Consider the following 11,999-nt stretch of genomic DNA (forward strand, 5'->3'; position numbering starts at 1 on the left):
CTAGCGTCCTTCCTGCGGATGTGCTGCCCTGCGCAAAAGGGAAACGACCTCCTGGCGTACTTCCGCTGGTTCCACCACTTGTACCTCCGGCGCATACCCAGCCGCGGTGCGTACGAGCCAGTCCTTATCCACTTTGCGCAGCATCACCGTGCCGTCGGGCTGCTGCTTGCCAGCATCCATGAGCTCCCGCGCCTGCCCCTCCGGGATGACAAGGCGTGCATCCACCTTTTCCCCGCGTTGCAGTGCACGCTCTACCAAGACCTGCAGGTCCACTGTGGGGCTGGTGTGCTCCGCGGGATCGTGCGAGCGTTTGATGTCAGAGACGCGGAGGGCGCGAAAGACGCGCGGTTCGTTGCGGTCCACATCGAATCCCACGAGGTAGATGCGGCTGTCCCGGTTGACCACTCCCCACGGGTCCATGATACGGCGTACCGGCTCAGTAGCCGGATTAGCACGGTAGGAAAACGTAATGCGGAGCTGATTGCGCACCGCAGCGAGCACCGCGGTGATGATTTCTGGGGCGAGTCGCGTGATGTCATTGACCGCCGTGTAAACCGGTGCGCCTGCGAGGTTGCGCGAGGCGCCGCTGGCAGCAATCTTTGTCCATCCCGACAGGGAAAAATCGCTCAGGCCTCCAGTTGTGCCTACTCCCCCAGCGATGCCCAAAACCATGGCCTCTTCTGGGGAAAATTCTACCGGCGGTAGCTGATAGTTACTCGCGTCGAGGCGATAGCGCGCCCCGTCTTCGCCGCCTGAGTGCACAATGGGCACCCCGGCGCGCTGGAGGGTTGCGATATCTCGGGCCAGTGATTTGGCGAAGGCTTCATCTGATTTATCGCCGTATCCTGCTACATGACGGCGAATCCAGGAGGCGGTGCGGTCCGGGCTACCGCCGGAGTTGGCGGCGCCCTGTAGCGCGAAAGAGAGGTTGGTGAGTCTTTCTACCGCCTCATCATGCCGTTTCGGCGCGGGGTTGTGTGCTGCCACGTGTTGTGTTGTCTCCCTGGTGCGGCTCGTGTGCTTCTAGCTGTGGTGTAGACGCATATAGTCTAGCAACGCATCGACCCGCTCTTCGTGGGCCACGAAGGGGTCTAGAAGCTCCTCGGTGCGTGGCTCAGGCCGGTTGACCTTAAGGCGCGTCCAGTCAACGGTGACGTTGGCCCCGAGGCTACGGGCAGCGGACAGGAACTGCCCGCGCAGCGCGGCGCGAGTGGTCGCGGGCGCGGTGTCCATGGCGCGTTCGATGTCGGCGTCCGAAATCCACCGATCAATAAGTCCCTTACGCTGCAGTACATGAAAGAGCCCGCGGCTCGGCCGGATATCGTGATAGGTCATATCAATCTGGGCGAGCTTGGGGTGGTCCCAGTGACCTCCCAGCCGTGCGCGGTAGCGCTCGAGCAGTCCCAATTTGATGACCCAGTCGATTTCTCGGTCCACGCCGGAGAAGTCTTGAGTCTCAATGGCGTGCAGCATGCGCTGCCAGAGATCCACCACGCGCCGCATTTCTACGGTGGGAGTGCCGGCGTCTTCCCGTTCTTCCAGCCATTGGGTAGCGCGCTGGCATAGTTGCTGCTGGACCTCGAGTGCGGTGACGGATCCCCCTCCTGCGAGCGGTAGTTCGGTCGAGCCCGTCATATCGCGCGCGATGGCGCGGATATGGTGAATGGGTTTTTCGATGTCGAACTCCGGTAGGTCAAATCCGGCTTCCAGCATTTCCAGGATGAGCAGCGTGGAACCGACTTTTAGGGCCATGGTGGGCTCGGCCATGGTGGAATCGCCCACGATGACGTGCATGCGGCGGAAGCGCTTGGAATCGCCGTGTGGTTCATCGCGGGTATTGATGATGGGGCGTGATCGAGTGGTGGCAGAAGATACGCCTTCCCAGACTTGGTCCGCCCGCTGCGAGAGCAGGAATTGGGCGGGCTTATCGCCCTTAGCAGGCTGGATCATGCCGGCGCCGCAAATGAGCTGGCGGGTAATAAGGAACGGAAGGAGTGCCAGCCCCAAATCCTTGAGCACCATGTGGCGGCTGATGAGGTAGTTTTCGTGGCAGCCAAAGGAGTTTCCGGCTGAATCCACGTTGTTTTTAAACAGGTACACCGCGCGCGGGTGCCCCTCGGCAGCAAAGGTCTGCTCCGCTTTTTCGCCGAGCCGGTTGACTATCGCATCGCCAGCGCATTCATAGGCCAGAAGCTGGCTCAAGCTATCGCACTCGGCGGTGGCTATTTCGGGGTGGGATCCGACATCGAGGTACAGGCGGCTCGCGTTGGTGGAAAAGATATTAGAGGAAGAATGTTCCTGGACGATGGGCCGGAAAAGCACGCGCGCCGCTTCATCAGGGCTCAGGACGCGTTCTCCTGGGCCCGCGCTGGTGGTTAAGCCATATTCCGTCTCGATGCCCATGATGCGACGGGCGAAGACGGGGCGCTGGTCACTCACCCTTACTGCCCGCCTTTTTGGACATAAGAGCGCACGAATTCCTCGGCGTTGTTTTCTAGCAGCCCATCGATCTCATCGAGCAATTCATCGGTGCCGGTGGTGTTAATGCTCAGCTGTGTGGAGGTAAACTCCTCCTCCCCCGTGGAGTCATCGCCGCCGTTACCGCCGGTGACCTGCGACTGGTGGGTTGACATGGTATGAACGTCCTTTCCTTCGCTTCTGCCTCGATGTCTGACTATTAGTTACGGTACTCGGGCTGGATACCGCTGTCAGTTAGTCCCTGAAGAAGATCCGCTACCGTAGGTGCGGCGTCGATGATCTCCTCGCACTGGGCGCGAGTCAGGCTGGTGGTCTCATCCATCGGAACCGTGGCCCAGGATGCCGCGGTTTCCTCGCCTAACCGCACCGTGAGGCTTTGCCAGCTTGCGGCAATGATGTCCTCACCGAATTTCTGCGTCACTCGGCCGCGGAAGTACGCCCGGGTGTCCTCTGGCGGAATGGTGGCGGCGTCTTCAATCTCTGCAGCGCTAAAGAGCTGCCGCATCTGGCCGTTACGCACCAGCGCGTGGTGTAGCGACTTGGCAGGATCGATCTCCGCGTATTGCAGGTCAATCAGGCGCAGCTTTGGGTCGGCCGGGTCGATACCGCGGTCGAGGTAGCCCTTGATCAAGCGATATTTCGCCACCCAATCCAAAAGGTGTGCGGCCTGCATCGGGTCCTTCGTGAGAAGAGCAACTACCTCGTCCCAGGCCGCGAGCACCTTGTGATCGGCTTCTGTGCGTGGGGTTACGCGGGCGCGGTATTCAGCGAGGATTTCTAGGGCGGTGAGCTGGCGGGCGTCGGCAAGCTCGAGGCGATGCTGAAGGGTGAGATCGCGGCTGACGCGTGGTACCTCCGCCACGGCATCCTGCAAGCGAAGATCGCTAAAGTCCACACCCTGCTCAATCGCATCGAGCACCAACGAGGTCATGCCTAGTTTGAGCAGCGTGGAGGTCTGCGACATATTTGCATCTCCGATGATGACGTGGAGGCGCCCATAGTCCGCGTGCACCGCATGCGGCTCGTCGCGGGTATTGATGATGCCGCGATTAAGGGTGGTCTCCAGCGAGATTTCCTGCTCAATATAGTCAGCGCGCTGGGAGATCTGGAATCCTGGCTCCTCGCCAAATTCGCCGATCCCCATGCGTCCGGCGCCGATAACTACCTGGCGGGCCACGAAAAACGGGATAAGGGCCTGCGCCATAGTGTCAAAGTCCGTGGCACGGGAGTACTGATAGTTCTCGTGCGAGCCATAAGACGCGCCCTTGCCGTCCACGTTGTTTTTATAGAAACGCAAAGCAGGGCACGGTTCATGGTTAGCAAGGACGGACTTTCCTTGCGCGCTCAGGCCCGCTACGGCTGCGGCGGCTTGCAGGAGCGTGGTGTCACCTGCGGCGTCGTAAAGCGTGGCGTCCCAAGCATTAGTGCATTCCGGCGCGGAATATTCTGGGTGCGCGTGGTCGACATAAAAGCGCGCGCCATTGGCCGTGACCACATTGGCCACCCCGATGGCGTTGGGATCCACCACGGGCACGGTGTGGTAGCGCTTGAGATCGAAGCCGCGGGAATCGCGCAACGGGTGTTCCTCGGCAAAGTCCCAGCGCGAGCGCGCCCCAGTGTGGAGCGCGGCATACGCCACCACCGCGTGCGTGGACGAAATGATGGGCGAATACTCCGGCAGCTCCGGGGTGGCAATGCCGTACTCGGTCTCGGTACCTACAACGCGGCTCATGCGCTCCTCCTAGCGGTCAGTAGCTCCACCCGCTCAACGCGGGCGCCAGCATGGTCTTGGGAGATGATCTTGGTCCACTCCTCCGGGTTGGTAGAGGTGGGCACGTACTCGGATTCGGCGCGCTCGGCCGCAATGGCCTGGAGCAAATGCTGCTTGGCGATGCCCCCTTCGCGCCCGCCTATCCCCTGCTCACTGCCCGCACGCTGTTGCAGTTCGTCCTTGATAGCCAGCTTCTTGGCGCGGGAGAGGATATTGGCAATCATCGCGCCGGAGACAAAGTCCCGGTAGTGCAAAATTTCGCGCTCCCCGCTGGAAAAGTGCAGCTGCACAAAGGGGCGATCGGCGTAAAGCTCGTCCACCGCGGCGCCGATGAGCTCCTCTAGCCTGCCCTGGTGCGGCACGGATTCTGCAAAGTGGCGGGCGAAAATCTCGCGGGCACCCTGTTTACTCGGCCGGTTAACCCGGATCTTGATATCGAGCCGCCCGGGGCGCATGATGGCGGGATCGATGAGCTCCTCGCGGTTGGTAGCGCCAATAACGATCACATTGGATAGGCTCTCCACGCCGTCAAGCTCTGTGAGCAGCTGCGGCACCACCGTGGTTTCCATATCCGAAGACACGCCTGAGCCACGGGTGCGGAAGATCGATTCCATCTCATCAAAAAAGATGACCACCGGACGGTCGGAACTCAGCTGGGCTAATTCACGAGCGCGCTCAAAGATGAGGCGGATGCGGCGTTCCGTTTCCCCTACATACTTATTGAGCAGCTCTGGGCCCTTGATATTGAGGAAGTAACTCGGCCCATCACTACCCAGTTGCTGCGCCAAGGAATGGGCCACGGCCTTAGCAATAAGCGTCTTACCGCATCCTGGCGGGCCATAGAGGAGGACGCCCTTAGGCGGCTGTAGCTCGTAGTGGTGATAGAGGTCCGGATGAATAAACGGCAGTTCCACGGAATCGCGGATCTGGGAAATCTGCTCGTCTAGCCCGCCGATGTCCTCGTAGCGCACATCGGGGACCTCCTCAAGGGAGAGCTGGGAGACCTCCGTCTTTTCCACCTTTTCCAGCGCGATTGCAGCCTTGGGATCAACGAGCACAATTTCTCCTGCTGGCACACGGGTTTCCTCGCGCAGTGCCTGCGATAGCAGCACCACCTTTTCCTCGCCAGAGGAGTTGGCCACGATGAGGCGGCTCTCTCCCAGGCGCTCCACCACGGTGGCGAGCTCGCCCGTGCGCTCGGGTGCGCACCCTTCCACCACTACGAAGCCATCGCCCAAGCGAACCTGCTGGCCGGCCACTAGGCTGCCCGGTTCCACATTGGGCGAAACCTTAAGCTGCATCACGCGGCCGTTGGTGTAGACCTCCGCGGTGGTTCCTACCTCGCTGTGGGAAGAAGAATAGCTTAAGAAAACGCCGTAGGTCGATGCCGGCTCAGCCAGCGCGTTAAGCTCCGCAAAAAGCTGCTCGAGCTTCCCACGCGATTCTTTTAATAAGCCCGCCAACTTCTGATTGCGGGCAGCAAGCTGGCTGATCTGCCGCTTATAGTCCGTGGCTTCATCCATGCCCACTACTCTAACGCGGCCCAGTCGGCGAAAGAGGGTACTTGCACTTTAAATTCTGGGCGCTGAGGTGAGCCATTTCCAGCTTTACTTGCGGGCGCGGCGCTGCGGGCGCGGCGGGGTCACGCCATCGGCCAGGCGGCGGGTCCAGATAAGGAAGGCGGTATGCGCATTCATACGGTGCTCCGGGCGCGTAGCCAGGCCTTCAACCTTCCATTCGCGCACCAGTGATTCCCAGGCCTTAGGCTCGGTAAAGCACTTGAGCTCGCGAATTCCTTCCATGACCTTCATCAACTGCGGCACCGTTGCCACGTAGGTCATGAACACTCCGCCAGGGATCAGAAGATCGCGCACGGTCTCCAAGTGTTCCCAGGGCTCGAGCATATCGAGGATCACGCGGTCTACCGGCCCACCCAAGTCCTCGGCGGTGACATCTCCTAAATCGCCGAGACGCGGCGACCACCACTCGGGCTGCTCGCCAAAGTATTCCTTGACGTTATCTACCGCATACTCGAGGTGGTCATCGCGCACCTCATAGGAATACACATGGCCTTCTGGCCCCACGGCGCGCAGCAGGGACATGGACAGTGCACCCGAACCGGCGCCGGCCTCGAGCACGCGCGCGCCCATGAAGATATCGCCCTCTACCAAAATCTGTGCCGCATCCTTGGGGTAGATCACCGCGGCACCGCGCGGCATGGATAGCACGTGATCCACCATCAGGTGGCGGAAAAGCAGGAAGGAGGAGCCAAGGGTGGACTCAATGACCGAGCCCTCGTCCATACCCACGATGTCATCATGGTTAATGATGCCCTTGTGGGAGTGGAACTGGCCTCCTTCTTCCAGAATGACCGTGTAGTGGCGCCGCTTGGCGTCGGTAAGCTGCACGCGGTCGCCATAGGCAAACGGGCCGGAATAAGCCATGTCTCAAGACTCCTCGAGGTTGCGATTACTATCCCACCAAGTATGCCTCAAGTGCCTGCGCGAGCCATACTTGGTCCCGCTCGCCTACCATTTCACGCGCCGAGTGCATAGACAGCATAGGCACGCCCACATCCACGGTATCGATGCCCAAACGCGTCGCCGTAATGGGACCAATGGTCGAGCCACAGGGCACATCATTATTGCCCACAAACCGCTGCACCGGCACGCCTGCCTTCTCGCATGCTGCTTCCCATAACGCCACCGTAGTGGCATCGGAAGCATAACGCTGATTGCCGTTGATCTTGGTCACTGGACCCTTGCCGATAATCGGATGGTGCGTGGGATCGTGCTTGCCCACGTAATTCGGGTGCACCGAATGCGCGGCATCTGCCGAGACACAGCTCGAGCGGGAGAACATCTGGAAGCGTTCCTCCTCGTTGGCCCCCAGCGCCCGCGCCGTGCGAGTAAGTACATCCGCCAGGATGGGACCGCCCGCACCATAGCGCGAGCTGGAGCCCACCTCTTCATGGTCAAAGGCCATCATGACTAGGACGTCTTTGCCGTGATAGTTTTCGGCGGCCTTCTTCATCGCTTCCAACGAGGCATGTACGGACGAAAGGTTATCCATCCGTCCGGCCGCGATGAACTGCTCGCCCGCGCCAAAGACTTCGCCGCGAGCGGCATCGGCCGTAATCAAGTTGAAGGAAGCAATATCCTGCTTGGCGACGCCCACCTTTTCCCCCACTACTTGCAAGATGGATGCCTCCGGGTCACCAACGCTCAAAACCGGCTGCATGTTGTGCTGACGATCCGGCTTAAACTCATCCTTGCGGTAGAGGTGGATTGCCAGGGACGGAAGGCGCAGGACCGGGCCAGTATTGACTAGGTGCCGCGTACCATCCTTGGTGACCATCTGCCCGGCCACGGTCAGCTCCCGGTCAAACCAGGTATGCAGCAGCGCACCGCCATAGACCTCTACTGCCACCTGCTGCCAGCCGGCCGCTGAGAAATCCGGCGTGGGTTTCAGTACCAAGCCCGGCGAGTCCGTATGCGACCCCACGATGCGGAAACCAGAATTCTTATCCGCGCCCTCTGGCACGTACCACGCCGCAACCGCGCCGCCGCGCACCATGACGTGGCCGCCAGGCGCAGCGGACCACTGCGTTCCCTCATCCTGTACCTCAAATCCCGCCTCACGCAGCTGGCGGGATACCTCATCAGCAGCGTGGTACGAAGAAGGAGAAGCAGCAATAAAATCTAGGAAATCTGCGGTATAACTCATACCTCCTAGCTTGCCACGAATCGCGCGGCGATAGGCTAGATACACCATGGCTACTTCATCTACACCCCGCCCACTGGCCCTATCGCCCTCGCGCGCCTCTGACTATAAGCAGTGCCCGCTGCTCTATCGCTTCCGCGCGATTGACAAGTTGCCCGAGCCCAAGACCATCGCGCAGGTCAAAGGAACCCTTGTGCACGCCGTTTTGGAAGAGATGCACAAGCTACCGCGCGAAGAGCGCACCTATCCTGCCGCAGTGAAGATGATTAAGCCCTCCTGGGCAGAGATGACCGCCAAAGACGAGGAACTTTTAGAGCTCGTGCCAGAAGAAGACACCTACGACTTCTTCGTCGCTGCCAGAGAACTGCTCAAAGGCTATTTCCAGATGGAAAATCCCCAAGGCTTTGATTGCCAAGAAACAGAGATGTACGTCAACACGGTCCTGCCCAATGGGGTCCCCGTCCGCGGCTTCATCGACCGCGTGGACCGCGCCCCAACTGGCGAGGTCCGAGTCGTGGACTATAAAACCGGCAAGAAGCCACTTCCCCGCTATTCCCAGGATGCACAATTCCAGATGCGCTTTTATGCGCTGGTCTACTGGCGCATTCTAGGCACCATTCCCCACCAATTGCGCCTGATGTACCTCAAGGTGTTGGACTCGATGTTTCTTACGCCTAACCGAGAAGAGCTCGAATACTTCGAGCGCGATCTCGGCGAGCTGTGGGCAAAGATTGAGGCCGACGGGCGCGCCGGGGACTTCCGTCCGAAGCCATCCAAGCTCTGCGGATGGTGCGCCCACCAGGATCTCTGCCCGGAGTTTGGCGGCACCCCGCCGCAGTACCCGGGCTGGCCGGGTTCCGCGGCAGATACGAAGGACTAGCGCCCCACCTGCCTAGAAAAGGCCCGAAATGGTGCCCTGCTTATCGACGTCGATATTATTGGCCGCCGGCTTCTTCGGCAGTCCCGGCATCGTCATGACGTTGCCTGTGAGCACAACGATAAATCCCGAGCCGGTGCGCGGCAGCAATTCGCGCACATGCAACGTATGGCCTTCCGGCGCCCCCAGAGCAGAGGCATCATCGCTGAAGGAGTACTGCGTCTTAGAGATGACCACCGGCAGCTTATCCCAGCCATTGTCCTGAATGTACTTGAGATCCTTGAGCGCCTTTGCCCCGTATTCCACACGGTCTGCGCGATAGATCTCGCGAGCGATGGTCTCGATGGAGGCCTCGATTCCCTCCTGCGGATCGTAGAGCTGCTTGGCGCCTCCCTGCAGGTTCTCCAGCAAGGTCTCTGCCAGCTTGGTAGCACCCGCGCCGCCCTCGGACCACACGTTGGCTTCCTCCAAGGCCACTCCGAAGTCTTCGGCCCACTGCCGCATGAACTCGCGTTCTGCTTCGGTATCGGACCAGAAGAGGTTGAGCGCGACTACCGGTTTGATCCCGAACTTGCGCAGGTTTTCTACGTGTCGCTCTAGGTTGACTATGCCCGCCTTGAGGGCATCCAGGTTTTCCTCGGTGAGCTTATCCTTGGCCACACCGCCGTTGTATTTCTGCGAGCGGATGGTGGCAACGACCACGGCGCCAGCAACATCTAGGCCGCCAAAGCGCGCCTTGATGTCGACGAACTTTTCTCCGCCTAGGTCGGAACCGAACCCAGCCTCGCTTAAGACGATATCGCCGAATTGCAGTGCGGTGTGGGTTGCCAGCAGGGAGTTGCAGCCGTGCGCAATATTGGCGAATGGCCCACCGTGCACCAAGGCCGGCACGCCGCCAAGGGTTTGTACCAGGTTGGGGTTGAGGGCATCGCGCATGAGCGCTGTGAGTGCACCTTCCGCTTTCAAATCACGCGCAGTAACAGGGCGCTGATCATAGGTGAACCCAATAGTGATATCGCCGAGGCGCTTCTTTAGGTCCTCGAGGTTCGTGGACAAGCACAAGATGGCCATGATCTCGGAGGCCGCGGTAATAGTGAAACCGGTTTCTGCAGGCACACCGTGAGCCGGCCCGCCCAGGCCGGTCACCACATTGCGCAGGGCACGGTCGTTGACGTCCATGCACCGCTGCCACGTCACGCGCCGCGGGTCGATGCCCAAGGCGTTGCCTTGATGGATGTGGTTATCAATGATGGCGGCCAGGGTGTTGGTTGCAGAGGTAATGGCATGAAAATCGCCGGTGAAGTGAAGATTGATGTCCTCCATGGGGACGATCTGTGCATAGCCGCCGCCAGCCGCGCCGCCCTTAATACCCATCACTGGTCCTTGGGAGGGCTCACGCAGGGCAACGATGGCCTTCTTACCCAACTGATCCAGGGCGTCGGTAAGGCCAATGAGCACGGTGGACTTGCCCTCGCCGGCAGGTGTGGGCGATACGCCGGTGACAAGCACCAGCTTGCCTTGGTTTTCCTTGGAATAGTCCACCTTGGTGATATCGACTTTGGCTTTGGTGGTGCCATAGGGAATCACGGCGTCGGCAGGAATGCCCGCCTTGGCCGCAATCTCCGCGATTGGCTGCAGGTGGTGGGCTTGGGCAATTTCAACATCGGATGGCTGAGTAGTCATGTCCTTAGCCTACCGAGCTCGCGAGTTAAATAACCCGCATTTTTGAAAGAAAGTGAATTGAATCAATCCTCCTGTCCACGCTGCGATCCAAAAAGGCGCCCTCCAGGGGCGCCTTCCGGGTGGACTTGTCGTCTACCTCTTAAAGGATGACGAGGCCGAATGCGTAGCCTAAGAGGACAGAAACCGCGATGCTGACCGTGCCTGGGATAAGGAATGGGTGGTTGAATACAGCCTTGCCGATTCGAGTCGAGCCGGTATCGTCCATCTCCACCGCTGCCAGCAGCGTTGGGTAGGTCGGCAGGATAAATAGAGCCGAGACGGCTGGGAAAGCAGCGACTGCGGTAAGGGGGCTTACGCCCAGAGCCAGGGCTGCTGGCATGAGGGCCTTGGTCGTAGCGGCCTGCGAGTACAGCAGCGCTGCGGCGAAGAACAAGACCACCGCGAGCAGCCACGGCGAAGACTCAATAACGCTACCAGCCATAGACTGAATATCGTCCATGTAGTGGTTGATAAGGCTGGTACCCAACCAAGCAACGCCTAGCACACAAATACATGCGGACATACCGGACTTAAATACCGGCGTATTGAGAACATCCCCTGCCGGGAACTTCGTCATCATGACGATGATGGTGGCCGCGGTAAGCATAACCGTCATAATTGCCTCATTACGTGGCAAGGTTGGTTCTGCGATTAGCCCGACCTGCTCCGAGGTCAGCGTGGCCCATGCCATCACGATGACGATGGCTACCAGGAACACCAGAACAGAAGCCTTGGCACCCTTCGGCGGCTGGAAGTTCTCAGCCCCCAGTGGTTGCTTAACCAAGCCTTGCGCCTTGCGCTCCTGGTACACCGGGTCATCATCTAGTTCCTTGCCAAACTTATTAGCAATCCACGCAGCTGGGAAAATAGACAGGAACGTTGCCGGAATGACGACTGCTAGCACCTGCAAATAGCCCACTCCAGCTGGCTCCAACAGGCTGGCTAGGAGAACCACTGCGGCAGAAATAGGCGAGGCACAAATTGCCATCTGAGAGGCAACTACCGCAATGGAAAGCGGGCGTGAAGGGCGAACCTTGCCTTCTTTAGCTACCTCAACAATGACCGGTAGCGTGGAGAATGCAGTGTGGCCGGTACCGGCCAGCACCGTCATCAACCAAGTAACGATGGGCGCGTAGAACGTAATCCGCTTCGGGTTTTTGCGCAGAAACTTTTCTGCAATGTGCACCAAGTAGTCCATGCCACCAGCCCTCTGCATCGCGGCGATGGCGGCAATGACGGTCATGATGATACCGATGACGTCGAACGGGATGTCTTCCCTAGTAATGGGGACACCGGTGAGACCAAGGGCCAACACACCGAGGCCGCCGGCCATACCGATACCAATTGAACCAATCCTCGCGCCCAAGAAGATGGCGGCGAGAACGATGACTATATGAACAATAACCATGGACATACTCCATACGCTCT

The 11,999-nt window shown here is 59.7% G+C and carries 10 protein-coding genes; 1 reads left to right on the forward strand and 9 read right to left on the reverse strand.

The features are described from left to right. The 7 genes from QP915_RS08325 to QP915_RS08355 form a co-directional block, all read right to left on the reverse strand. The gene (locus QP915_RS08325) at positions 1–987 is read right to left on the reverse strand and encodes a helix-turn-helix transcriptional regulator (RefSeq protein WP_284769008.1); all 987 of its coding nucleotides are present in this window, start codon (positions 985–987) and stop codon (positions 1–3) included. A gap of 36 nt (positions 988–1,023) precedes the next feature. Beyond that, complete coding sequence (gene pafA, locus QP915_RS08330; RefSeq protein WP_502869327.1) at positions 1,024–2,403, reverse strand: Pup--protein ligase; 1,380 nt, start codon at positions 2,401–2,403, stop codon at positions 1,024–1,026. 38 nt (positions 2,404–2,441) lie between these two features. Further along, positions 2,442–2,633: a ubiquitin-like protein Pup gene (locus QP915_RS08335; RefSeq protein ID WP_204609071.1), complete on the reverse strand. Its 192-nt coding sequence runs from the start codon at positions 2,631–2,633 to the stop codon at positions 2,442–2,444. A 44-nt stretch (positions 2,634–2,677) separates the two neighbouring features. Further along, positions 2,678–4,210: a depupylase/deamidase Dop gene (gene dop / locus QP915_RS08340; protein WP_284769010.1), complete on the reverse strand. Its 1,533-nt coding sequence runs from the start codon at positions 4,208–4,210 to the stop codon at positions 2,678–2,680. Next, entirely contained in the window at positions 4,207–5,772 is a 1,566-nt protein-coding gene (arc, locus tag QP915_RS08345; protein WP_284769011.1) for a proteasome ATPase, read from the reverse strand. Before arc ends, dop begins: the two co-directional genes overlap by 4 nt. Before the next feature lie 84 nt (positions 5,773–5,856). Next, positions 5,857–6,693 (reverse strand): tRNA (adenine-N1)-methyltransferase, encoded by an 837-nt coding sequence (locus tag QP915_RS08350; protein WP_005324783.1) that lies wholly within the window; start codon positions 6,691–6,693, stop codon positions 5,857–5,859. A gap of 28 nt (positions 6,694–6,721) precedes the next feature. Further along, positions 6,722–7,975: a M18 family aminopeptidase gene (locus tag QP915_RS08355; RefSeq protein WP_284769012.1), complete on the reverse strand. Its 1,254-nt coding sequence runs from the start codon at positions 7,973–7,975 to the stop codon at positions 6,722–6,724. A gap of 46 nt (positions 7,976–8,021) precedes the next feature. Here QP915_RS08355 and QP915_RS08360 point away from each other — a divergent pair, with 46 nt between their 5' ends. Continuing rightward, on the forward strand, positions 8,022–8,852 hold the full coding sequence (locus QP915_RS08360; protein ID WP_284769013.1) for a RecB family exonuclease: 831 nt from the start codon (positions 8,022–8,024) through the stop codon (positions 8,850–8,852). 12 nt (positions 8,853–8,864) lie between these two features. Here QP915_RS08360 and QP915_RS08365 read toward each other — a convergent pair whose 3' ends face one another. Together QP915_RS08365 and QP915_RS08370 are read right to left on the reverse strand one after the other, a co-directional pair. Beyond that, complete coding sequence (locus QP915_RS08365) at positions 8,865–10,532, reverse strand: formate--tetrahydrofolate ligase (RefSeq protein ID WP_284769014.1); 1,668 nt, start codon at positions 10,530–10,532, stop codon at positions 8,865–8,867. Between the two features lie 139 nt (positions 10,533–10,671). After that, a complete protein-coding gene (locus QP915_RS08370; protein ID WP_239278806.1) occupies positions 10,672–11,979 on the reverse strand; it encodes an anaerobic C4-dicarboxylate transporter in 1,308 nt (435 codons plus the stop codon). Positions 11,980–11,999: the final 20 nt, after the last annotated feature.

Source organism: Corynebacterium sp. MSK158, assembly GCF_030229085.1.
GTDB lineage: Bacteria > Actinomycetota > Actinomycetes > Mycobacteriales > Mycobacteriaceae > Corynebacterium.

What these genes read in the sequence shown, in the direction of transcription:
- QP915_RS08360 (WP_284769013.1), top strand. Translation starts at nt 8,022, where the DNA reads ATGGCTACTTCATCTACACCCCGCCCACTGGCCCTATCGCCCTCGCGC.
- arc (WP_284769011.1), bottom strand. Translation starts at nt 5,772, where the DNA reads ATGGATGAAGCCACGGACTATAAGCGGCAGATCAGCCAGCTTGCTGCC.
- dop (WP_284769010.1), bottom strand. Translation starts at nt 4,210, where the DNA reads ATGAGCCGCGTTGTAGGTACCGAGACCGAGTACGGCATTGCCACCCCG.
- QP915_RS08365 (WP_284769014.1), bottom strand. Translation starts at nt 10,532, where the DNA reads ATGACTACTCAGCCATCCGATGTTGAAATTGCCCAAGCCCACCACCTG.
- QP915_RS08355 (WP_284769012.1), bottom strand. Translation starts at nt 7,975, where the DNA reads ATGAGTTATACCGCAGATTTCCTAGATTTTATTGCTGCTTCTCCTTCT.
- QP915_RS08350 (WP_005324783.1), bottom strand. Translation starts at nt 6,693, where the DNA reads ATGGCTTATTCCGGCCCGTTTGCCTATGGCGACCGCGTGCAGCTTACC.
- pafA (WP_502869327.1), bottom strand. Translation starts at nt 2,403, where the DNA reads ATGGGCATCGAGACGGAATATGGCTTAACCACCAGCGCGGGCCCAGGA.
- QP915_RS08335 (WP_204609071.1), bottom strand. Translation starts at nt 2,633, where the DNA reads ATGTCAACCCACCAGTCGCAGGTCACCGGCGGTAACGGCGGCGATGAC.
- QP915_RS08370 (WP_239278806.1), bottom strand. Translation starts at nt 11,979, where the DNA reads ATGGTTATTGTTCATATAGTCATCGTTCTCGCCGCCATCTTCTTGGGC.